Below are 22863 nucleotides of genomic sequence, written 5' to 3'. Positions count from 1 at the left end.
GTTCATATTATGGAAAAGATTGCTCAGCGATGTATCGTCTGTGAACTGGAGCGCAGCGACGGAATCGCCATCTGTGAGCAGTTTATTTGCGAAAGATGCGAGCAGGAAATGGTGAACACGGACGTGCAGGATGAAAAGTACCCGTTCTTTATTCACCAGATGCGGAGAATATGGCTACGGAAAGATGCGTGAAGGAAAAAAGGCAACGGATAAATCCCGATGCCTTTTTTCATGCCAAATCATGCTAAAATAGTGGGTAATTCATTTCAGTAAAGGACGTGAGCCATACGTGTTGGGGAAACATGCTGATTTTCGGGAGCGGCAAAAGCGAGCCCCCCTGTATGAACAGCTGGAACGGCACGTCAAACGTCGCCCGCATCCGTTTCATGTTCCGGGACATAAAATGGGACATAGCTTTGACAGAGAAGGTAAACACAGGTTTCAAAGTATATTGGAAATCGATCTTACCGAAATCAACGGTACCGATGATCTGCATCAGCCGGAGGGTGTGATCGCCGAGGCGCAGCAGCTTGCTGCCGAGGCGTTCGGTGCAGAGGAGACGCGGTTTCTCATCGGGGGCAGTACGGTAGGGAATCTCGCGTTGATCATGACGGTATGCCGACCAGGGGACAAGATTCTCGTCCAACGCAATTGCCACAAATCTGTTTATCACGGGATTATTATGGCAAGAGCGACGCCCATCTTTCTGGTTCCTGCTGTAGATTTGGCTACCGGCGTGGCTGCCGGAGTCAGGCGTGAGGATGTAGAACGAGCCCTGCAAGCACATCCCGACGCCAAGGCTGTCTTTTTGACGAACCCGACCTACTATGGAATGGGAATCGACCTGGAGAAAATGGCAGCTACCGTACACAGGCACGGCATTCCTCTTTTGATTGATGAGGCACACGGTCCCCATTTTGGCTTCCATCCGGCCTTTCCGCTTTCTGCCATGCAGTCCGGTGCCGATGCAGCCGTGCAGTCCACGCATAAAATGGCTTCCGCGATGACGATGTCCTCGATGCTGCATCTGCAGGGGGAGCGGATTGATCGGGAGCGCCTGTTTCGGTATTTGGCCATGATTCAATCATCGAGCCCCTCTTATGTACTGATGGCTTCGCTCGATTTGGCCCGTCGCCATTTGGTGCAGGAAGCCCAAGAGGAATGGGAGCGGCTTTTGCCTCAGCTGGACAAGCTGCGGGAGCGTACCGGCAGGCTGGAATGGCTGGAGTGGCCAAAGCTCGATGCCAGCAGTGTATACGCGACTCTCGATCCTTTGAAGCTGTTTTTACACGTACGTACGGAGCAAATGGACGGTTTTGCCCTGCAGCACATCCTGGAACGGCATGGGATTTTTGCGGAGCTGGCGGATTCCTCTCATGTGCTGCTGGCAGCATCGGCTGGGACCTGCGCCCGCGATCTGGACTCGTTTGCCCGGCTGCTGGAATCCTTGGACGTAGAGGTCGAGCCGGGGGCAGAGCGCATTTTGGAGGCAGGTGTTGTCTCCTCGCATTATTTGCGTGAGCAGGTCGTACCGATGGATGAGGCGGTCGATTTACCAAAGGAATCTATCCCGTTGGACCACTCGCTGGGAAGAGTAGTCGCGGAAATGGTGATTCCTTATCCGCCAGGGATTCCTGTGCTTGTCCCGGGAGAGCGTGTGGATGCCCAAGGTTTGGCGATGCTTCTCGAACTCAGAAAAGGTCAGACTCGTTTTCATGGTGTACAGGACGACCAGCTGCAGACGATTCAAGTACTTCGATAAGCAAGCGACAAGCGATTCAACCGATCTGGGAGGAGTATAGAAGTGACAACAGGAAAAAAAGGTCGTTTTATCACGGTGGAAGGTGGTGAAGGAGCGGGGAAATCCACGATCATCGCGCGGCTTTATGAGGAGCTGCGTAAACGAGGTATGGACGTGCTCCTGACCAGGGAGCCCGGTGGTATCGATATTGCGGAGCAAATTCGCGAAATTATTTTAAATCCAGCGCATACCCAAATGGACAAAAGAACGGAAGCCTTGCTGTATGCAGCTGCTCGTGGTCAGCATTTGGCAGAGAAAGTACTGCCTGCTCTCGAAGCTGGCAAGCTGGTGCTCTGCGACCGGTTTATCGACAGCAGTCTGGCTTATCAGGGACATGCACGTGGATTGGGCATCGATGAAGTGTACGCGATCAACAAGTTTGCCGTAGGGGACTGCATGCCAGAGCTGACGCTGTTTTTCGACGTCCAGCCCGAGGTGGGATTGGCGAGAATTAATGCTGCGAGAGGGCGCGAGGTCAATCGTCTCGATCTGGAGGGGATGCGTTTTCACGAGCTCGTCCGGGAAGGCTACCAGCTGGCAATAGCGCGAGATCCTGAGCGCTTTGTTATGATCGATGCCGGTCAGTCCGAGGAGCAGGTGTACGCGGACGCTTTGGCAGCTTTGACTGCAAGACTGTAAGGTGACAGTACCGTTTCAGCGCGTACATGCTGTATAATATGTTTAGGAAGAATATCGTACCACGCCCACATGTTTATCATACAATGAAACACCAAGCATCCTAATGGGAATGATTATTTGCGGAAAGGGTGATAGCCGATGAAAATGGTAGTTGCGGTCGTCCAAGACAAAGATAGTGGTCGTCTGTCTCAGCAGCTGGTGAAAAAAGGGTTTCGAGCTACCAAGCTAGCTAGTACCGGTAGTTTTTTACGCGCTGGTAACACAACATTCTTGATCGGTACGTCTGACGAAAGCGTGCCGGAAGTAATCGACATCATTGCGCATAACTGCAAATCCCGTAAACAGATGGTCACTCCTGTATCCCCACTCAGCAATGCCGTAGACTCCTTTATGCCTTATCCACTGGAAGTGCAGGTAGGCGGAGCTGCCGTATTCGTACTCGACGTCGGAGAATTCCACTCTTTTTAAATGCTCTCTTTCAAGTAGTTCCTGCTCTCTTTTTTCGCCGCTTTCGTATATACTGATTCTCAAGGGGACAAAACCCTGTGGATCGGATGCGGAGGTGGCGATTTGAAAATCAGCGATGGTCTTCGGCCTAAACTGGACATGGTAAAAACGGCAGATACACGTAGAAATCCTCAGCTGGAAAAGCTGAATTTTGGCACGATGGTGCAAGGTGAAGATGAACGCATGTCCCAGGAGCGGTTGAACCGGCTGCTGTCTGATATCGACAAGCAAGGGCAGATTTTAGCCCGTTCCCGCTCCGTACGTGACTTTTATTCCTATAAAAATCTCGTCAAACAGTTCATGGAGGAAGCCGTCAAATACGGTATCGCCTTAGACGATCGACGGGGGATGAACCGGCGTGGCCGCAGCAGGCTGTACAAGATCGTGAAAGAAGTAGATGCGGAGCTGCTCAAACTAACCGATGAGCTGCTCAGTGATCAAGCTCCGATGATCGACTTGCTCGCCCGCATTGGTGAGATTCGCGGTATGCTGATCAATCTGTACTTTTAGTTAGGTGTTGAGAGAAACATGACATGGACACAATTTTCCCAGCAGCCTCGAGCTTCCGAGCTGCTGTACCATAGCCTTCGCAACGAACGACTGGCACATGCCTACTTGCTAGCTGGTCCCAAGGGCGCGGGCAAAAAGCAGATGGCCCTGCATCTGGCGAAATCCCTGTTTTGTCCGGAGAGGGAGGCTGACGCCTGCGGGGCCTGTCTTACATGCAGACGCATCGAGGGGGGCAACCATCCCGATGTGCTGTTCATTACACCTGATGGAGCTTCTATCAAAATCGACCAGATCCGTGCCTTGCAAAAGGAAATGGCGATGCGAGCGGTAGAATCCCAGCACAAGGTGTACATCATTGAGCATGTCGATAAAATGACGACGCAGGCAGCCAACAGCTTGCTCAAGTTTTTGGAGGAGCCGCCTGCTGGTGTGTTGGCCCTGCTGCTTACCGAGCACAGTCATGCGATGCTCCCTACGATTTTGTCGCGTTGCCAAATTGTACAATTTTCCCCACTTTCTGCAGAAGCAATCGCCGTAGAACTGCGAAGAGAAGGCGTTTTGGCAGGCATGGCACAGGTTGCCTCCCACATTACGACAAATGTGGAAGAGGCCAAGGTGCTCAGCCAATCAGAATCGTTTGCACAGCTGAGAAATCTAGTGATACAATTGATTCAGGAGTGCAAACAACGCAATTCGTCTGCGCTTTTTACCATCCATGATATGTTGCAAAAGAGCGACAAAATTAAAGAGGAACTACCCCTCTTTTTAGATTTGCTCATCCTTTGGCTGCGCGATATCCTGTATGTGCAAGTAGGCAGGCATGCCCATCTCATCAACAGCGACCAACAGGATGTGCTGCAAGGACAAGCACTGGTATGGACAAAAGCTGAGCTCTTGCACGGGATAGATTTGGTCATGGAAACGAAAAATCGGATAGAGCGAAATGCCAACGCACAGTTGGCTCTTGAGCGGTTGGTTCTTCAAATTCAGGAGGGATAACCTTGTACGAGGTTGTTGGAGTCCGCTTTAAAAAAGCGGGCAAAATATATTACTTCGACCCTGACCGACTGCCAATCGAGAAAGATTGTACCGTCATCGTGGAAACAGCGCGAGGAGTCGAATACGGCAAGGTTGTCATCGGAAAAAAGCAGGTAGCGGATTCCGATGTGGTATTGCCGCTGAAGAAAGTGATTCGGGTCGCTGACGACAAGGATGCCAAGCAGGTGGACGAAAACAAGCAGGCCGCCAAGAATGCATTTTCCGTCTGTCAGACCAAGATCAGGGAGCACAAGCTGGACATGAAGCTGGTTGATGTGGAGTACACATTCGACCGCAACAAGATCATCTTCTACTTTACGGCAGATGGACGCGTTGATTTTCGTGAGCTGGTTAAAGATTTGGCGTCCGTATTCCGTACCCGCATCGAGCTTCGCCAGATCGGCGTGCGCGATGAAGCGAAAATGCTTGGCGGTATCGGGCCCTGTGGACGATTGCTTTGCTGTTCTACATTCCTCGGCGATTTTGAGCCCGTTTCGATTAAAATGGCCAAGGACCAAAACCTTTCGTTGAATCCAGCGAAGATCTCCGGACTTTGCGGCAGATTGATGTGCTGTTTAAAATACGAGAACGACAACTACGAGAGCACGCGCGATGAGATGCCTGACATCGGAAAAGTCGTAAGCACCCCGATGGGGAACGGACGCGTCGTATCCGTGAATGTACTCGACCAATCCGTTCAAGTAGAGCTTTCGATCGATAAAAAGATCACAGAGTTTGGGCTAGATGAGATTGCGATAGGGCTTCCCACTTTTGAGTAAAGGGTGGGAGTAGGGGAGAGGTGAGCGAGTGGACAAACGGGAAATCTTCGTCAAGATGGCGAGCATTGAAGAACGAATTGGGGACCTTTACAAAGAAATCGGTGAGTTGAAAGACGTCATCGTAGTTTTGATGGAGGAAAATGCCCAATTACTCGTTGAAAACCAGCACCTTCGCAACCGACTGGACAGAAAAAAGACAAGCACCTCACCGAAGCAAAAGGGAACGCGCCCAGTGGCACAAGAGAAGGCCAAGAAGGCAGTCGTCGGAGAAGGATACGACAATCTTGCTCGTCTCTACGCAGAAGGGTTTCATATCTGCAATGTGCATTTTGGCAGCTTGCGTAAAGAAGGCGATTGTTTATTCTGCTTGTCGTTTTTAAGCGGAGGCCCTCAAAAATAAGCGGTGTACCAATAGCCGGATGAAAAAGCGACCTGGGCCATGTGTCAGGTCGCTTTTATACATGAGCAAACCAAAGGGGTTATGAACAACGGATGGAACCAGTCACCCATGTGCCGCTCTTTGAATCAGAGCGCATCGATGATTTGCTGACGCACGAAATGAAAATTATTCAGAGCCATGAAGTGTTCTGTTTTTCGATGGACGCTGTCCTGCTCGCTCGCTTTGCTTCTGCGCCAAAAAGAGGTCGTATCCTAGACTTTTGCACAGGTAACGGGGCGATCCCGCTCATTATGACGACCAGGACACCAGAAGCCTCCTTTGAAGGAATCGAAATTCAAGAGCGATTGTTCAGCATGGCGAGCCGCAATGTAGCGCTGAACCAGCTGGAAGGGCGCATCACGATGCACCACGGAGATGTAAAGGAGGCGGTGGAGCGCTTTGGTCATGCGAAGTTTGACGTGATCACCTGCAATCCGCCCTATATGCCGGCCACCAGTGGGGAGAAAAATATCAGTGAGCATTTTGCCATCGCCCGCCATGAAATCATGCTCTCTCTGGAAGACGTGATTCGTGTAGGCAGCCAGCTGCTGAAAAACGGAGGAAAGCTCGCGATGGTGCACCGCTCGACGCGTCTGATTGAGATCATTACGTTGATGCGCCAGTACGGAATCGAGCCGAAGCGGATGCGCCTCGTGTATCCTCGTCGTGATGCCGAGCCAAATATGGTACTGATCGAAGGGATGCGGGGAGGCAAGCCGGAGCTGCGGATCCAGCCACCGTTGATTGTCTATGAAAATGGAGAGGAATACTGTGAAGAGCTGCAGGAAGTCTATTTCGGAAGACGCGATTCCCTCGCATAAAGGTCACTTTGTCTACATTTTATCTTGTGCGGACGGGAGTCTTTACACTGGCTACACTACCGAGCTGCCAAGACGACTGCGAGCACATAACGAAGGCAAAGGAGCCAAATACACCCGTGGACGCGGACCTGTCGAATTGCTGTATTGGGAAGAAGGGACAGACCGCTCCTGGGGGCTGAGGAGAGAGGAAGGAATCAAGCGGCTCTCCCGCCCGAAAAAAGAAGAATTGATTGGAGAGGGACCTCATGGTGAATATCCAGCGTAGCTTTTCGTCCGAGCAGACCGGTGTCCTCTATCTGGTGGCGACACCGATTGGAAATTTGGATGATATCACGGTCCGGTGTCTGGAAACGCTGCGCTCTGTCGATGTGATTGCATGTGAGGATACACGGCAGACGCGAAAGCTGCTTAACCATTTTCATATCGACAAGCGAACGGTCAGCTATCACGAGCATAATAAGGAAGCGAGTGGTAATGGTCTCTTGCAGTGGCTGGCAGAAGGAAAGCAGATCGCATTGGTAAGCGATGCAGGGCTGCCGGCGATATCAGACCCGGGAGCTGATCTGGTCCGCGATGCGACAGCAGCAGGTTATCCGGTGATCCCGGTTCCTGGAGCAAATGCGGGGTTAACGGCATTGATCGCATCAGGTCTGCCGACAGATCGCTTTGTATTTTGCGGGTTTATGGGCAGAGAAAACAAGGAGCGCCGCGAAGAGCTGGAGCGATTGAAAAAGTATCCGGAAACGCTCATCTTCTATGAAGCTCCGCATCGAATTGACAAAACTCTGGTGGCAATCCGGGATGCATGGGGCAACCGTCGGGCAGTGCTGGCGAGAGAGCTGACCAAGCGCTATGAGGAGTTTGTGCGTGGAACGCTTGATGAACTGATTGAGTGGCTGCGTGAAGGAGAAGCGCGAGGGGAGTTTTGCTTGATTGTCGAAGGCTACACAGGTCCTCTCGAGGAAGAGGAGGAAGATGTGTGGTGGCAAGCGCTCAGTGTCATCCAGCACGTCGACCAGTATTGTGAGCAAGGATTAAGCACAAAGGATGCGATCAAGCAGGCTGCGGATGATCGCGGCGTCCCCAAACGAGATGTGTACAACGAGTACCATCGTGAACAAGACGAAGATTAGTGCTGGCTGGCTTACACGGCCAGCTTTTTTGCATCCTGATAGCCGCTTCTATTTTCTGGTCCAGTAAAAAAGCAAAAAGAGCCTCTCGGGGCTTGTCCCCAAAAGGCTCAACCTATGTAAAGGAGAGAAAGCTATCGTTTTACGACTGGCATCTCGGACAGGCAGTCTTGGCAAACGATTTTACCTTTAAAGTGAGATACTTTATCTGCATTACCACAGAAAATGCAAGCAGGCTCGTATTTTTTCAGGATGATGCGCTCACCGTCAACGTAGATTTCCAAAGCATCTTTTTCTGCGATACCCAGCGTACGGCGCAATTCGATTGGGATTACCACGCGGCCCAACTCGTCCACTTTCCGAACAATACCTGTTGATTTCATCATTGTGATTTCTCCTCCCAAATATGGACATGTCGATGCTATTGTTCAACGGAAACCATTTATCGTCAATATTCGACATTTTCTGTTGAAAACATCATACCAGCGATTCCCAAAGGTGTCAACCTAGCATTTACAATTCTTTGAAAACAAAAGTTTTTTTTGAAAATGAAAACACTGTTGTAGCAACGTTTTTCACCAACATGGAAATCTTATATAAAAATAATTGGATAAAATTAACTGGGAGTTTTCGCCTAGCATATAGTCGGTTCATGTCGAATTATCGTTTGTGCATTCGACATAATCACCGTTTTTTCACTGTTTTCCCTTTAATTCCTACTTAGCCCCTTTTTCTGGAGAAAGCAGGGTGAGGGAGGTTTACAAAACAGGTTGGTCGTGTACAATAGAGGGTGTAAAGCACCAAAACATAGCAAACGACCTTGATGGGAAGAGTAAGTGGACCTCCTTATTTCAGAGAGCCGGGGTAGCTGAAAACCGGTATAAGCGAGCAAGCTGAACATGGACCCAGAGTCTCGCCGATGAACACGAATCGGGATAGCCGTTTCCAGTAGTCCGCGACGCAACGCCCACGTTACGGGCAGAGTCAGACCTTGACTCACCAAGTCCGTATGCCGTGAGGGTACGGAGTGTTTGGGTGGTACCGCGAGTTAGAGCTCGCCCCAATTTTTTGGGGCGGGCTTTTATTATACAGTTAAGAATTTATAAGATTCTTATCCAGTATAAGGGCAACTAAGGCTCCGCCATTGGAATGGCGAAGCCAAGTTTTCTAATTACTAAACGTAAAGTGGAGGAGTTTTGTTGCAATGAAACCAACATATTACATCACCACACCGATCTACTATCCGAGTAACAAGCTGCATATCGGAAATGCCTACACCACGATTGCCTGTGATGCAGTAGCTCGCTACAAACGCCTGCGTGGGTACGATGTCTACTACCTGACGGGTACGGACGAGCATGGCCAAAAGCTCCAGGAGCGCGCAGCCCAAGATGGCAAAGAGCCGCTGGAGTTCATCGACCCTGTCGTGGACTGGATTCGCGACCTGTGGGACCGACTGGACATCTCTTATGATGATTTCATCCGCACGACGCAGCCGCGCCACAAGGAAGTCGTCCAAAAGGTGTTCCAACGCCTGCTCGATCAGGGAGACATTTACCTGGGTGAATACGAAGGCTACTACTGTGTGCCATGTGAAGCGTTCTGGACAGAGACGCAGGCGAAGACGGACAAAGGCTATTTTTGCCCCGATTGTGGCCGCGAAGTGAAATTGGTGAAGGAGAACAACTACTTCTTCCGCATGTCCAAATACCAGGACAGACTGCTCAAGCACATCGAGGAAAATCCGGAGTTCATCCAGCCAGAGACACGCAAAAATGAAATGATCAACAACTTCCTCAAGCCAGGGCTGCAGGACCTCTCTGTCTCCCGCAGCACATTTGACTGGGGAATCAAAGTGCCAAGCGATCCAGAGCATGTGATCTACGTTTGGATTGATGCTTTGACCAACTACATTTCCGCACTGGGCTACCTGAGCGACGATGACAGTAAATACCGCCGCTTCTGGCCTGCGGATGTGCACATGGTAGGAAAAGACATTTTGCGCTTCCACACCATTTACTGGCCGATTCTGTTGATGGCACTCGATGTACCGCTGCCAAAACAAATCTTTGGTCACGGCTGGCTCTTGATGCCAGATGGCAAAATGTCCAAATCCAAAGGAAACGTAATCGATCCGAAGCTTCTGATCGACCGTTACGGCTCCGATGGTGTTCGCTACTTCCTGCTGCGTGAGATCAACTTCGGTCAAGACGGCATCTTTACGCCGGAGTCCTTTGTCCAACGTCTGAACTTTGACCTCGCAAACGACATCGGAAACCTTTTGAGCCGCACGGCGACGATGATCGAGAAATACTTCGATGGTGTGATTCCGGCTGCTGAGGTTGCGGGAGAGCCGGATGACAGCTTGATCGAGCTGGCTGTGAAAACAAAAGGTCTGGTTGAGGAGCATATGGAAGCAATGCGCTTCAGCAACGCGCTGGCTCACATCTGGGAGCTGGTGGGACGGACCAATAAATACATCGATGAGACTATGCCTTGGAACCTGGCGAAGTCGGAAGAAACCAAAGGTCGTTTGGCAACCGTTATGTACAACCTGGCAGAGAGCATTCGCATCAGCTCGATTCTCATTCAACCGTTCATGACGAAAGCCCCAGCAAAAATCTGGGATCAACTCGGAATCGTAGGAAATGAGCAAGCGACCAGCTGGGAGTCTGCCGGCACATGGGGCGGATTGCCTGTAGGTAGTACGGTTAGCCGCAAAGAGCTGCTATTCCCGCGTTTGGATGTTGCGGCAGAACTGGCATTCATCGACGAGTCAACGGCGGAAGCGCGTCGACAAGCAGAAGAAAACAAGAAGAAGCAAGAGGGAACGGAAGGTGGAGCAGGCGTGAGCGAAACACAAGCAAATGCAGCGGAAGCAGCTGCATCTGAGAAACCAGCGGATGCTAAGGAAGAAATCGGCATCGATGACTTTGGAAAGGTGGAGCTGCGTGTCGCACAGGTAGTCGAATGCGCGAAGCACCCGAACGCCGACAAGCTGCTGATCCTGCAACTGGATCTGGGCTATGAAAAACGTCAGGTTGTTTCCGGGATCGCAAAGTACTACTCGCCGGAAGATATGGTTGGGAAGAAAGTCATCGTGGTCGCGAACTTAAAGCCAGTGAAGCTGCGCGGTGAAATGTCCCAAGGTATGATTCTAGCAGCATCTGCAGGAGATTCGCTGACACTTGCGACTGTAGATCCGAGCATGCCGAATGGCGCGATCGTGAAGTAAGCGAGCGCATTCAGCAGGAAAGGAAGGATCAAGCCCGTGTTATTTGAAACGCATACGCACCTGAATGCCAAGGAGTTTGACGAGGACCGCGAAGAGACAATCGCTCGTGCCAGGGAAAACGGGGTCAGCACGATCGTCAATATCGGTTTTAACGCGGAGACGATCCCGACGTGCATCGAGCTGGCTGAGAAGCATGACTTTATATATGCGGTAGTCGGTTGGCACCCGCAGGATGCAAAAGATATGACAGATGAGCATCTGGAGTGGATTGAGGAGCTTAGTCGCCATCCCAAAGTCGTAGGACTGGGAGAAATGGGTCTCGACTACTACTGGGATACGTCGCCAAAGGACGTGCAGGCAGACGTTTTCCGCAAGCAGATTCGTCTCGCGCGCAAGGTAGACATGCCAATCATCATCCACAATCGCGATGCCCATCAGGACGTCATCTCGATACTCCGGGAAGAAAAGGCTGCTGATGTCGGCGGGATCATGCACTGCTTCTCCGGCAGCTGGGAGACGGCAAAGCTCGCCTTGGACATGAATTTCTACATCTCCTTTGGCGGACCGCTTACCTTCAAAAATGCCAAGCAGCCAAAAGAGGTTGCGGCCAAAGTACCACTCGATCGATTGTTGATCGAGACGGACAGTCCGTACCTCACGCCGCATCCTTTTCGGGGCAAGCGAAACGAGAGCGGCTACGTCCGTTACGTCTGCGAGGAAATGGCGAACATTCGGGGTTTGTCTTACGAAGAAATGGCTGAAATTACTTCGGAGAACGCCCGACGATTATTTCGACTAAATGAGTCCCCAAAATAAAGCAAAAGCGGAAAATCACGGCGCGGCTCGTGGTTTTCCGCTTTTTTCGTTCGTTTTTCCTGTGTTCTACCCCTGTTTGTCGAAGCATACCATGAACAATATGTCGAACGATTATTGTCCTATCGACATGGGTACTCGACACCAACTGCCTATGATTCGTCAGACGCTTTTTGCTAGGCTTGTACCATCTTCTCTTCAGCCAAAGGTAGGGGAAATTTGACAAAGCCGGAAAAGTGACATACAATCAAATCCAATCTTGTTTAGTACCGGCCACTTCCAGAATATTAGTGCAATTACAGCGACCCTTACCTGGCTAGACCGAAAAAGCCTTGTGCTTTTCTAGGAAAAGGAGTGTGGGAAATGGAGTTACGCACGATGTGGGAAAGGTATAAGAATAAGGGGCTCGTCATCTTTGGGGTCCTCGCTCTTGTTATCATTCCCATGATTGGGTATTTCTCTGCCCAGGCTACCCAGCCAAAACAGGTCACATTTTCGTTAGATGGTGAAAGTCGCAAGGTAGCTACCAAAGCCGAGACCGTTGAAGAGTTTTTGGCAGAGCGACAGATCACCCTGACGGAAAAGGATTCCCTTCAACCAGCACCTACGACCAAGCTCAAAGACGGAACAGAAATAACTTTACATACAGTCTGGTCCATACCAGTCCAGATTGACGGGCAGACCAAAGTGATTCAAACACTGAGCCGCGATGTTGCTGGCGCGTTGAAGGACGGCGGCATCACACTCAGTGAAAAGGACCGGGTAGAACCGGCCTTGACAGCGTCTCTAGCAAAATCTTCAGCCATCACCGTCAGACGCGTTGTCGAGAAGATGGTAGACGAAGAAGAGCGCGTCACCTATCAGGAAATCCGTAAAAACGATCCTGCGTTGGAAAAAGGAAAAACAAAAGTACTGCAAACAGGACAAGAAGGTAAGGCAATTGCACACTACAAGCTAGTCACGGTGGACGGCAAAGAAGTCTCCCGTGAGCTGGTTTCGAGAGATGTTGTTACTCCGAAAAAGGACCATGTAATCGCCGTAGGGACTGCGGTGGCGATGCGCACAGAAGACAGTTCGCAAAGAGTTCTGGTCGCATCGGCGGGGATGGTCTCCCGCGGTGGAAAAGTTTTTAGGCCGAAGAAAGTACTGAACGGAGTTACCTTGACCGCTTACTCGCCAGCAGGCGGTGGCAAGCATCCCAGCTCGGCAGGCTACGGACGTACTGCGACTGGGGTAAAAGCTCAAGCAGGGCACACCATTGCGGTAGATCCTCGCGTTATTCCTTACGGGTGGTGGGTCTACATCGACGGAGTAGGGTACCGTCGTGCAGAAGATACTGGTGGGGCTATGAAAGGTAGCAAGATTGACGTATTTGTTAGCACGGAATCGGAGGCGGTTCAGTTTGGCCGCAAGCGTAACAAAACTGTCTATATAATTGGACCGCAGAAGCCTTAGGACAGGAGCGACATGCTCCTGTCTTCTGTTTGGTTGTGAGCCGTGCTAATCTGGTTGTTAGTAAGACGTTGAATGGGCGGAAATCGTTTCGCCTTTTTGGGGCTTTTGACCGCATTTTTTTGGCATACTTGTACCATATGGACAATGTACGAAAGTGGGAGCACAGGAATGAAAATCAAGGAACTTATCGTGGTGGAGGGCAGGGACGATACGGTGGCGATCAAGCGGGCTGTCAACGCCGATACGATCGAGACAGGCGGATCTGCCATTCATACTTGGGTGATTGAAAAAATCCGCCTGGCGCAGCAAAAGCGAGGCGTTATTATTTTCACCGACCCGGACTATCAGGGAGAGCGCATCCGCAGGATCATCAGCAAGGCTGTACCGGGATGCAAGCATGCGTTTATCACTCAGGAGGACGGTACGAAGAAGGGTGACATCGGAGTGGAGAATGCGTCTCCCGAAGTGATCGTACGAGCTCTCGCAGATGTGCGCACAGAGATGATCGAATCTGCGGGAGAGATCACGGCAGAGGATATGCTGGCGTACGGGCTGACCTCAGGCGGAGATTCCAAAGAACGCCGAATCAAGCTGGGTGAGAAGCTAGGGATCGGCTATGCCAACGCCAAGCAGCTTCTCGCGCGCCTGAATGCCTTTCAGATCAAACGAGAAGAATTTGAAGCTGCCATGCAAGCTATCGATAAAGAGAGGGAGTAAGCCATGACCCAAATGACCGGCAAAGACATTGCCACACCTACGCGTACGAAAGAGGTCCTGGAGAAGTACGGCTTCTCTTTTAAAAAGAGTCTGGGGCAAAACTTCCTGATCGATACGAACATCCTGCACAACATCGTCGCAGAAGCCGATCTGACGAAGGAAAAGGGTGCCGTAGAGATCGGGCCTGGGATTGGAGCCTTGACGGAGCAATTGGGACGAGCAGCAGGAAAGGTGATGGCGATCGAGATCGACCAGCGCCTGTTGCCTATTTTGGCGGACACGCTGTCGCCCTATGAAAATATCGAGGTCGTGCACGGCGATGTGCTGGAGCTTGATCTGAAGGCATTGTTAGCAGAGAAAATGGCAGGTGTAGAAAAGATCAGTGTGGTAGCCAATCTGCCCTACTACGTAACGACACCGATCTTGATGAAGCTGCTGGAGGAACGCCTTCCTCTGGAGAACATCGTGGTGATGATTCAAAAAGAAGTAGCGGAAAGAATAGCTGCCAAGCCGGGTACGAAAGACTATGGGTCTTTATCGGTAGCAGCTCAATTCTATGCGGAGACAGAAGTAGCGATGATCGTGCCTGCTAGCGTCTTCATCCCTCGTCCTAACGTCGATTCTGCGGTTATACGCCTGAAGGTAAGGGATCGTCCACCGGTCGAGGTAGACGACCAGGACATGTTCTTTCGGGTCGTTCGCAGCTCGTTCGCACAGCGCAGAAAGACGCTCCTAAACAACCTAATGAACGGTCTGTTTCGCAAAGAACAGAAAGACGAAGTAATACAGATGCTTGCCGACATCCAGATCGACCCCACACGCCGTGGGGAGACGCTCAGCATTGAAGAGTTTGCCCGACTGGCAAACGAAAGCTTGCGGCGTGGATTGATTGGGCAGTAGCCTGGGGAATCCCTCATTTTTGGGCTTATAACGCCAAAAGTGAGGGATTTTTGTGTTTGCGTCTTCCTTTCGATATAATACTGACAAATATCTACGTAATTCATGAAAAAAAGCCCGTTGACAAAAACTCCGCTGGGTTGCTATAATTTTTTATTTCTTTGACAAAATAAGTGTGTGCTGTTATAATAGATGTAAGCGAGGTGGATGGAACAATGGCAAGAAACGCGTTACTTGACATTAAACGCAGTTTAGACGGACATATTGGTGAGCGCATCCTGCTGAAGGCAAATGGTGGCCGCCGCAAAACCGTCGAACGAAGTGGCATCCTCGAAGAAACATACCCATCAGTATTTGTAGTAAAGCTAGACGATGATCAACTTTTCGAGCGGGTTTCTTACAGCTATGCGGACATCTTGACGGAAACAGTAGAGTTGACGGTGTGCCGTGAGAATCAGCACATCCGCATCACATTTGTACAACAGTAGAGCCCTTTGGGTTCTACTGTTTTATTTTGCAGAGAGAATTTATAAGATACGTAACCAGTTTAAGCGCACCCACGTTTTCTAACTGCCAAGTGTTGGCTGTGTCCTGGAATGAGATTGAATCCCTTACTGGCTGCACAAACTATTTGTGTCAACGAGAAGGGGAGGATGTTATGGGTCGTCGCAGACGAGGCATTATGTCTGAGCAGTTCAAGATGGAGATCGCCAAGGAGCTTGGATTTTACGATAAGGTGAAAACCGAGGGCTGGGGAGCGATCACGACAAGTGACGCTGGTAACCTAGTCAAACGAGCCATTCAGATTGCCGAGGAAGCATTGGCCAAGCAGCATACGACATGACTCGTTGGCGAGACCGGGGGCTTCCCGGTCTTCTGTCTCTGACTCTTATTTTCCGAACCATTATAATCTTCTTGATCATATTCTTTTGGTTGATCGAGTGGCATGGAAGAGAATGCCTATGCTACAATAAGAGACTAGGAAAATTAGAAAGTAGTCAGAGGTGAACAACGTGCGTATCTCGGTCAAAGCTCCGGCCAAAATTAATTTAACTCTTGATGTTCTTGCCAAGCGGCCGGACGGTTATCACGAAGTCGAAATGGTGATGACTACCGTAGACTTGGCGGACCGTGTAGATCTCACTCTGCGCGGAGATGGAGAGATTACGCTGGACTGCTCTGCCAGCTTCGTACCGGACGATATTCGCAATCACGCGTACAAAGCGGCAGTACTTTTAAAAGAACGCTATCAGGTACGCGAAGGCGTGCATTTGTATATTGATAAGCAGATCCCTGTCGCCGCAGGACTGGCAGGAGGAAGCAGTGATGCAGCAGCGACCTTGCGAGGGCTGAACCAATTGTGGAATCTAGGACTGTCCTTGGACGAGCTGGCTGCGGTTGGGGCTCAGATCGGCTCAGACGTTCCTTTTTGCGTTTACGGCGGAACAGCTCTGGCAAAAGGGAGAGGAGAGCAGATCACGCATCTGAATACGCCTGCTCCCTGCTGGGTCATTCTGGCAAAGCCGCCAATCGGTGTGTCGACTGCGGATGTGTACGGAAATCTGCGCGTCCAGGAGATCGACAATCATCCTTTGACCGGACAAATGCTGCGGGCGATTTCGGAGCAGGATTTCCCGATGATGTGCCAGGCACTCGGCAACGTTCTGGAGAATGTGACTTTGTCTCTCCATCCGCAAGTACGGCAGATCAAGGAGCTGATGATGGCATCGGGAGCTGACGGAGTCCTGATGTCAGGCAGCGGCCCTACCGTTTTTGCGCTCGTACAAAAGGAAGCAAAAGTGCATCGCATCTACAATGCTTTGCGCGGATTTGTAAAAGATGTATTTGTTGCCCGAATGTTAGGTGCCCAAGAAGGGGAAATGCTTGCATGAACCCGTATATAAATGATACATTAGCACCATAATATTCGGTTTTGGAGGAAGAGCTATGAAGAAATTGCGTAGAAGTGCTCGTCTCGTCGATATGACTCAGCACTTGCTCGCCCATCCCCATACGCTGATTCCGCTCACTCTGTTTGCCGAACAATACGGGGCGGCGAAATCGTCGATTAGCGAAGATTTATCCATCATCAAAGAAGCGTTTGAGGTACAGGGTGTCGGCTTGTTGAAAACGGTAGCGGGTGCGGCTGGTGGAGTGAAGTTCATTCCTCAAGTCAAAACCGAAGAGGCTCTTACCTTTGTCCAAGAGCTGATTGGTCAACTGGCGAATCCAGATCGACTCCTGCCAGGCGGATACCTGTACATGTCAGACGTTCTCGGTAACCCCTCCACGATGGCGCAGATCGGGAAGCTGTTTGCGACAGCTTACGCGGACAAAAATGTTGACGTGGTAATGACAGTGGAAACCAAAGGGATTCCACTGGCGTATGCGACTGCGATGTTTTTGAATGTTCCCGTGGTGATTGTGCGGCGTGACAACAAGGTGACGGAAGGTTCGGTCGTTAGTATTAATTACGTTTCCGGATCCAGCAAGCGGATTCAGACCATGTCACTGGCTCGGCGTGCATTGGCAGAACAGTCCCGCGTGCTGATTGTAGACGACTTCATGAAAGCAGGCGGAACGCTGCGTGGAATGATCGACCTGCTGCAAGAATTCCGTGCTACCGTCGTAGGCTGTGGCGTATTGGTAGAAACGACAGCAGACGTATCTGAGCGACTGGTCGATGAATACGTTTCGTTGGCCAAACTGCAAGATGTAGACATCAAGGGCAAGCAAATCGAGATCGAGCTCGGAAGTTTTTTCGGTAGATAGGCGGCTTTTCTTGTCTGCTCTGAGAGAACGGGGCACGTTTTCAAAAAATGAGGGGAGTAGATTTACATGGCAATGTCTTTTGTATCCACTGATAAAGCGCCTGCAGCGATTGGTCCTTACAGCCAGGCAACAAAAGTAGGACCGCTCCTGTTTGCATCCGGTCAAATTCCACTCCGCCCAGATGGTACCCTCGTAGAAGGTGACATCGTCGAGCAAGCGCATCAGGTTTTCGCCAACATCAATGCGGTTTTGGCAGAAGCAGGCGGCAGCTTGTCGAACGTCGTGAAGGCGACTGTCTTTATCAAAGACATGAACGACTTCGGACAATTGAATGAAGTGTACGGACAATATTTTGGCGATCACAAGCCAGCGCGTTCCACGGTAGAGGTAGCTCGCCTGCCGCGCGATGTAAAAGTCGAGATCGAGATCATTGCGCATCTGGAAGCGTAAGCATCAAAAAAGGACCAAATAGCCTCGTGCCTAACGTGCACCAGGCTATTTTTTTCGACCAAATCCCTCTTGAGATGCATACGAATGCTGTAGATATGAATAAATTTATATATTTTTTTAAAAATTTGCATAGATACAGCAGGAATATTTACCCAAAGGGTGGAAATACTCCTAAACGCGTTTTCATAGATAAAGGGAGTGAACTAGATGGAAGTTACAGACGTTAGACTTCGCCGAGTGAATACGGATGGTAGGATGAAAGCGATTGCGTCCATTACAATTGACCATGAATTTGTGGTTCATGATATCCGTGTGATTGATGGAAACAATGGCATGTTCGTTGCCATGCCAAGCAAACGTACACCGGATGGAGAGTTCCGTGATATCGCGCACCCGATTTCTTCCACTACCCGCGAAAAAATCCAGGCAGCCGTATTGTCGGAGTACGATCGCGTAGGTCAAGAAGAGGAAAGCACCATCGAAGCAGGTGCGTAGGTAAAACAAGCAAGCACCCTGTCTGAATAGGCAGGGTGCTTCGATGTGTGTCGATGGTCAATAGCAGCTTTCCAGGTCAGTAATGATTTTATCTCGGTTCATTCCCTCACCGATAAAGACAGCTACCATTTTCGGGCCATGATTTTCAAAGGGAAACAAGTGGACCTGATTGTCGGTATGCTGAAAAGAAATCAGTTCCTCTCTTCCGTGAAACTGTACGTACCCTTTTGCGCGGTAGACGTTTTTGGGCAAGTCGTACAGAAAGTCTTCAAACCTGCCAGCATCGACGGCTCCTTTGAAACGGTAGGAAAAGGTTTCGATGCTGTTATATAAAGATGGCTGGCCCGTGCTCAGTCCAAGGGATTGCTTCAGTCGATCCATGGGTGACATCCGTCCGATCGTCTTTTGCACCGGTACGCTGCTGACCGCCTCTCGTCGCAGCTCGATGTTTTCAGACAGACGTGAGACGGATAGCAGCGTGTGCAAATCGATGTCGCTCTGTACGGTGTCGTAGAGTGGGGCATTTGGATTGATCTCGGACAGCTTTCGCTTTACTTTCTCCAAGGTGTCGCCCGTGGTGCGATCTATTTTATTGACGAGCAGCAGATCTGCGTATTTGACCTGGTTGCGTATCGTTTTGACGAGCGTACCGGTAGATTGAAAGCGCGAGTTCAGCTCCAAAAATCGGGAAGCATCTACGACAGAGATAATGCCTTTCATCTCGATCTGCTCGTACAGCTCAGGATGAGTCAAGCCGTCGATTACATCGATAGGATCAGCAACCCCCGTTGTTTCAATGAGGATTTTATCCGGATTTACGGAGGTAATTACTTCCTTTAGACTCTCCGTCATTTCTCCCCGAATCGAGCAGCATATACATCCGTCCAACAGCTTTTTTACAGGAAACCCAAATCCTTGCAGTTGTTCGCCGTCAATATCTTCTTCGCCCATTTCGTTCATAACGACTACGACCTTTTCGTCCTGCACGCGCAGATGAGCAAGCATTTTCTGCAATAGGGTGGTTTTTCCGCTTCCTAAATAACCTGTCAGCAAGTACACCTGAGCACTCATCCATATCGACCTCCCTTTTCAAAACCCTATCGATCATCAATATATCACACTCTTATCAGAAAATTAAATGTTGTCCGATGTTTGTCCAACTTCCCGGCATTGTCCGGAAAACGACGATAATCCTGAATCGATTGTCTTGAAATCCACATATGATTAAGATATAGTCATTGTGGAACTTCTACGATGGAGGGTTGTCATGTCTAAGATCCATGCCGTGGTTCTGGCAGCTGGTCAGGGTACACGGATGAAATCGAAGCTGTACAAGGTTCTTCACCCTGTTTGCGGAAAGCCAATGGTCCAACATGTTGTGGATACGATGGCATCGATGCAGGTGAAGGATATCGTTGTCGTCGTAGGTCATGGTGCTGACGCAGTCCGCGCCAAACTGGGCGAAGACGTTGCATATGCACTACAAGAAGAACAGTTGGGAACGGCGCATGCCGTCCAGCAGGCAGCGCCATTTTTACATGATAAAGAAGGCACTACGTTTCTTTTGTACGGAGACGTCCCACTTTTGTCTGCAGAGACGTTAGCCGCGTTATTGACCTATCACGAAGAACAGGAAGCGGCTGCTACCGTTTTGACCGCCGTGCTGTCTGACCCAACCGGGTATGGACGTATCGTGCGCGATGAGGCAGGCGAAGTATTGCGAATCGTGGAACACAAGGACGCTACTTCTGAGGAAAGGGCGATCCAGGAAATTAACACGGGCATATACTGCTATGACAACCAAAAATTATGGAAAGCCTTGGCGCAAGTGAAAAATGACAATGTACAAGGCGAATACTATGTAACAGATGTTGTCGGTATTTTGCGGGATGCCGGTGAAAAGGTAGCGGCCTTTGAAGCGGCGGACCCTGATGAAACGATGGGCGTAAACGACCGCGTGCAGCTTTCCGAAGCGGAGGCGTACATGAGACGTCGCATTGTTGTTGAACATATGCGCAACGGCGTGACCGTTCTGGATCCTTCCTCTACTTACATTGAGGCTGGCGTCACCATCGGATCTGACACCGTTATCCACCCAGGTACATTCCTGCGCGGGCGGACAACCATCGGATCTGACTGTGTCATCGGACCGCATGCAGATTTGACGGATGTAGCGGTTGCAGACAATGTATCCTTGACCTACACTGTCATGGTGGATGCGCGTGTGGAGCACGAGAGCACCGTCGGACCTTTCGCGTATGTTCGTCCGGGAAGTGTGATTGGTCCAAAAGCAAAAATCGGTGACTTCGTTGAGCTGAAAAATGCCAAAATCGGCGAAGGCTCGAAGGTTCCTCACCTCAGCTATGTTGGGGATGCTGAGATTGGCGCTGGCGTCAATATCGGCTGTGGAACAATTACGGTCAACTACGATGGAGCAGTCAAACACAAAACGATCGTGCAAGATGGTGCGTTTGTCGGATGCAACTCGAATCTGGTTGCTCCGGTCACAGTAGGGCAGAATGCTTATGTAGCTGCTGGTTCTACGATCACCCAAGATGTGCCAGATAATGCCCTGGCCATCGCTCGTGAACGACAAGTGAATAAAATCGATTACGCCAACAGAATGCCTCGCAAGGGCAAAAAGCAATCATAACGGGAGGTTCTTGAGAAGATCATGGCTAACTACCGCGACCCAAAACTGAAGGTATTTACGTGCAACGCTAACCCAGAACTGGCGAAAGAAATCGCCGAACATATTGGTGTACCACTCGGAAACGCGCAAGCAGTGCGCTTTAGTGATGGTGAGTGCCAAATCAAATTGAATGAAAGTGTTCGCGGTTGTGACGTATTTGTTATTCAGCCGACATCTGCTCCCGTTAATGAGCACTTGATGGAGCTATTGGTAATGGTAGACGCATTGAAACGTGCTTCTGCTAAGAGCATCAACGTAGTGATTCCTTACTACGGCTATGCTCGTCAAGATCGTAAAGCACGCGCACGCGATCCGATTACAGCGAAACTGGTTGCCAACCTGATTGAAACAGCTGGCGCACAACGCGTAATCACGATGGACCTGCATGCGACCCAAATCCAAGGCTTCTTCGACATCCCAGTTGATCATCTGTTGGGCGTACCGATTCTGGCAAAACACTTCTCTGAAAAAGGTCTGTCGGACATCGTGGTAGTCTCTCCTGACCACGGTGGTGTTACCCGCGCTCGCAAACTGGCTGAGCGTCTGGAAGCGCCAATCGCGATCATCGACAAACGCCGTCCGGAGCCAAACGTAGCGGAGGTAATGAACATCGTCGGGAACATCGAGGGCAAAACCGCGATCATCATCGACGATATTATCGATACAGCAGGAACTATCACGCTGGCTGCGAGCGCACTGGTGGAAGCGGGAGCGCGTGACGTATACGCATGCTGCACACATCCTGTGCTGTCCGGTCCAGCTATCGAGCGCATCGGCAACTCTAATATTCGTGAGCTGATCGTAACCAACTCGATCCCACTCACCGAAGAGCAAATCATCGACAAAATTACCGTTCTCTCTGTTGCACCGATCATCGGCGAAGCGATTATCCGCGTACACGAAGAGCTGTCGGTAAGCAAGCTGTTTGATTAATTGACAGGCCCCCTACTGTTGGGGGATTGAAACAAACCTCCGTTGGACAAGCTAGTGAGGAATCTTTTACTAGCGGACCAAGGGAGGTTTTTTTGTGGAAGCGATTCAGGGTCAATCACGAGCGCAGGGAATGGGCAATTCGGTCAAGAAACTGCGGCGAAACGGCTGGGTACCTGGGATAGTTTACGGTTCCGACATAACCAATCAACAGATCCAGGTACAAGGAAAAGAACTGGATGCAGCATTGCGTCGGCAAGCGACAAATAAACCTTACAAACTTATGGTTGATGGCAATTCCTACGATGTCATGGTGTATGAGCTGCAACGACATCCGGTAATGGGGAACATCCTCCATGCCGACTTTAAAAAGATCAATATGAATGAAAAGGTACATACGACTGTGCCGGTGTTGATGACGGGCGATCCAGAGCTGGGAGTGGCTACGTTGGTTCGCCATAGCGTGGAGATTAGCTGCCTGCCGGGCAATATTCCAGAATCGTTTACCGTGGATGTAGATGGCTTGAATATTGGCGATGTCGTGCTCGTCAGCGATTTGGTGATTCCGGCTGGAGTCGAGCTCGGTCTGGATGCGGCAGAAGTTCTCATCAGCGTTCTGCCTGTCAAAGCCAAGTCCGAGGAATCGATTGAGGCGCAGCATGATGCCGAGCAAGTGGCGGAAGCAGCGGGATCGACCGAGCAGTCCAATCGGGTATAGAAAGCGAAAAGGCCAAGGTGCAAGC

At 50.4% G+C, this 22863-nt stretch carries 27 protein-coding genes; 25 read left to right on the top strand and 2 right to left on the bottom strand.

Annotation, left to right across the window (positions count from 1 at the left end):
* Positions 1-9 precede the first annotated feature (9 nt).
* The 11 genes from EDM59_RS12210 to rsmI all read left to right on the top strand — a co-directional run bounded on the left by EDM59_RS12210 (position 10) and on the right by rsmI (position 7667).
* Complete coding sequence (locus EDM59_RS12210) at positions 10-192, top strand: sigma factor G inhibitor Gin (RefSeq protein WP_092275068.1); 183 nt, start codon at positions 10-12, stop codon at positions 190-192.
* 97 nt (positions 193-289) lie between these two features.
* Complete coding sequence (locus EDM59_RS12205; protein WP_122923853.1) at positions 290-1762, top strand: aminotransferase class I/II-fold pyridoxal phosphate-dependent enzyme; 1473 nt, start codon at positions 290-292, stop codon at positions 1760-1762.
* 36 nt (positions 1763-1798) lie between these two features.
* Entirely contained in the window at positions 1799-2440 is a 642-nt protein-coding gene (gene tmk, locus EDM59_RS12200) for a dTMP kinase (protein ID WP_122923852.1), read from the top strand.
* Between the two features lie 138 nt (positions 2441-2578).
* Entirely contained in the window at positions 2579-2908 is a 330-nt protein-coding gene (locus EDM59_RS12195) for a cyclic-di-AMP receptor (RefSeq protein ID WP_007719896.1), read from the top strand.
* Between the two features lie 102 nt (positions 2909-3010).
* Entirely contained in the window at positions 3011-3457 is a 447-nt protein-coding gene (locus EDM59_RS12190; RefSeq protein WP_092274896.1) for a YaaR family protein, read from the top strand.
* Positions 3458-3475: 18 nt separating this feature from the next.
* Positions 3476-4456 (top strand): DNA polymerase III subunit delta', encoded by a 981-nt coding sequence (gene holB, locus EDM59_RS12185; protein ID WP_122923851.1) that lies wholly within the window; start codon positions 3476-3478, stop codon positions 4454-4456.
* Positions 4457-4458: 2 nt separating this feature from the next.
* On the top strand, positions 4459-5274 hold the full coding sequence (locus EDM59_RS12180; RefSeq protein WP_122923850.1) for a PSP1 domain-containing protein: 816 nt from the start codon (positions 4459-4461) through the stop codon (positions 5272-5274).
* A 28-nt stretch (positions 5275-5302) separates the two neighbouring features.
* Positions 5303-5674 carry a DNA replication initiation control protein YabA gene (gene yabA, locus EDM59_RS12175; RefSeq protein ID WP_092274905.1) on the top strand — a complete coding sequence of 124 codons (372 nt, stop codon included), beginning with the start codon at positions 5303-5305 and terminating at the stop codon, positions 5672-5674.
* 92 nt (positions 5675-5766) lie between these two features.
* Entirely contained in the window at positions 5767-6534 is a 768-nt protein-coding gene (locus EDM59_RS12170) for a tRNA1(Val) (adenine(37)-N6)-methyltransferase (RefSeq protein ID WP_122923849.1), read from the top strand.
* Positions 6485-6799: a GIY-YIG nuclease family protein gene (locus tag EDM59_RS12165; RefSeq protein WP_246011016.1), complete on the top strand. Its 315-nt coding sequence runs from the start codon at positions 6485-6487 to the stop codon at positions 6797-6799. The genes EDM59_RS12170 and EDM59_RS12165 overlap by 50 nt, the downstream gene beginning before the upstream one ends.
* Complete coding sequence (gene rsmI, locus EDM59_RS12160) at positions 6783-7667, top strand: 16S rRNA (cytidine(1402)-2'-O)-methyltransferase (RefSeq protein ID WP_122923901.1); 885 nt, start codon at positions 6783-6785, stop codon at positions 7665-7667. The genes EDM59_RS12165 and rsmI overlap by 17 nt, the downstream gene beginning before the upstream one ends.
* Positions 7668-7798: 131 nt before the next feature.
* Here rsmI and EDM59_RS12155 read toward each other — a convergent pair whose 3' ends face one another.
* On the bottom strand, positions 7799-8050 hold the full coding sequence (locus EDM59_RS12155) for an AbrB/MazE/SpoVT family DNA-binding domain-containing protein (protein WP_055746082.1): 252 nt from the start codon (positions 8048-8050) through the stop codon (positions 7799-7801).
* A gap of 818 nt (positions 8051-8868) precedes the next feature.
* Between EDM59_RS12155 and metG the strand changes: the two genes are divergently transcribed.
* From metG to spoVG, 11 genes are all read left to right on the top strand, one after another.
* Entirely contained in the window at positions 8869-10899 is a 2031-nt protein-coding gene (metG, locus tag EDM59_RS12150; RefSeq protein ID WP_122923848.1) for a methionine--tRNA ligase, read from the top strand.
* A 36-nt stretch (positions 10900-10935) separates the two neighbouring features.
* The gene (locus tag EDM59_RS12145; RefSeq protein WP_122923847.1) at positions 10936-11715 is read left to right on the top strand and encodes a TatD family hydrolase; all 780 of its coding nucleotides are present in this window, start codon (positions 10936-10938) and stop codon (positions 11713-11715) included.
* A gap of 360 nt (positions 11716-12075) precedes the next feature.
* Positions 12076-13167, top strand: a complete 1092-nt coding sequence (locus EDM59_RS12140) for a resuscitation-promoting factor (RefSeq protein ID WP_122923846.1) — start codon at positions 12076-12078, stop codon at positions 13165-13167.
* 168 nt (positions 13168-13335) lie between these two features.
* On the top strand, positions 13336-13884 hold the full coding sequence (gene rnmV / locus EDM59_RS12135; RefSeq protein WP_092274925.1) for a ribonuclease M5: 549 nt from the start codon (positions 13336-13338) through the stop codon (positions 13882-13884).
* Positions 13885-13887: 3 nt separating this feature from the next.
* Positions 13888-14784 carry a 16S rRNA (adenine(1518)-N(6)/adenine(1519)-N(6))-dimethyltransferase RsmA gene (rsmA, locus tag EDM59_RS12130; protein ID WP_092274928.1) on the top strand — a complete coding sequence of 299 codons (897 nt, stop codon included), beginning with the start codon at positions 13888-13890 and terminating at the stop codon, positions 14782-14784.
* Positions 14785-14996: 212 nt separating this feature from the next.
* The gene (gene veg / locus EDM59_RS12125; RefSeq protein ID WP_055746088.1) at positions 14997-15269 is read left to right on the top strand and encodes a biofilm formation stimulator Veg; all 273 of its coding nucleotides are present in this window, start codon (positions 14997-14999) and stop codon (positions 15267-15269) included.
* Between the two features lie 170 nt (positions 15270-15439).
* Positions 15440-15625 carry a small, acid-soluble spore protein, alpha/beta type gene (locus EDM59_RS12120; protein WP_092274931.1) on the top strand — a complete coding sequence of 62 codons (186 nt, stop codon included), beginning with the start codon at positions 15440-15442 and terminating at the stop codon, positions 15623-15625.
* A 169-nt stretch (positions 15626-15794) separates the two neighbouring features.
* Positions 15795-16673: a 4-(cytidine 5'-diphospho)-2-C-methyl-D-erythritol kinase gene (ispE, locus tag EDM59_RS12115; protein ID WP_092275071.1), complete on the top strand. Its 879-nt coding sequence runs from the start codon at positions 15795-15797 to the stop codon at positions 16671-16673.
* 55 nt (positions 16674-16728) lie between these two features.
* Positions 16729-17553, top strand: a complete 825-nt coding sequence (purR, locus tag EDM59_RS12110; RefSeq protein ID WP_092274933.1) for a pur operon repressor — start codon at positions 16729-16731, stop codon at positions 17551-17553.
* 66 nt (positions 17554-17619) lie between these two features.
* Positions 17620-18003 (top strand): RidA family protein, encoded by a 384-nt coding sequence (locus EDM59_RS12105; protein WP_122923845.1) that lies wholly within the window; start codon positions 17620-17622, stop codon positions 18001-18003.
* 207 nt (positions 18004-18210) lie between these two features.
* Positions 18211-18498: a septation regulator SpoVG gene (spoVG, locus tag EDM59_RS12100; protein WP_092274939.1), complete on the top strand. Its 288-nt coding sequence runs from the start codon at positions 18211-18213 to the stop codon at positions 18496-18498.
* Between the two features lie 57 nt (positions 18499-18555).
* Here spoVG and EDM59_RS12095 read toward each other — a convergent pair whose 3' ends face one another.
* Positions 18556-19569, bottom strand: a complete 1014-nt coding sequence (locus EDM59_RS12095; protein ID WP_122923844.1) for a CobW family GTP-binding protein — start codon at positions 19567-19569, stop codon at positions 18556-18558.
* A gap of 196 nt (positions 19570-19765) precedes the next feature.
* On the opposite strand from EDM59_RS12095, the gene glmU reads away from it, so the two are divergent.
* The 3 genes from glmU (at position 19766) to EDM59_RS12080 (ending at position 22838) form a co-directional block, all read left to right on the top strand.
* Positions 19766-21151, top strand: coding sequence for a bifunctional UDP-N-acetylglucosamine diphosphorylase/glucosamine-1-phosphate N-acetyltransferase GlmU (glmU, locus tag EDM59_RS12090; RefSeq protein ID WP_122923843.1), 1386 nt, complete (start codon positions 19766-19768; stop codon positions 21149-21151).
* Between the two features lie 21 nt (positions 21152-21172).
* A complete protein-coding gene (locus EDM59_RS12085) occupies positions 21173-22123 on the top strand; it encodes a ribose-phosphate diphosphokinase (protein ID WP_092274948.1) in 951 nt (316 codons plus the stop codon).
* Between the two features lie 94 nt (positions 22124-22217).
* Positions 22218-22838 carry a 50S ribosomal protein L25 gene (locus EDM59_RS12080; protein WP_122923842.1) on the top strand — a complete coding sequence of 207 codons (621 nt, stop codon included), beginning with the start codon at positions 22218-22220 and terminating at the stop codon, positions 22836-22838.
* Positions 22839-22863: the final 25 nt, after the last annotated feature.

It is taken from the genome of Brevibacillus nitrificans (genome assembly GCF_003710965.1).
GTDB classification, from domain to species: Bacteria; Bacillota; Bacilli; order Brevibacillales; family Brevibacillaceae; genus Brevibacillus; species Brevibacillus centrosporus.
This window is presented reverse-complemented; position numbering and strand designations above follow the sequence as displayed.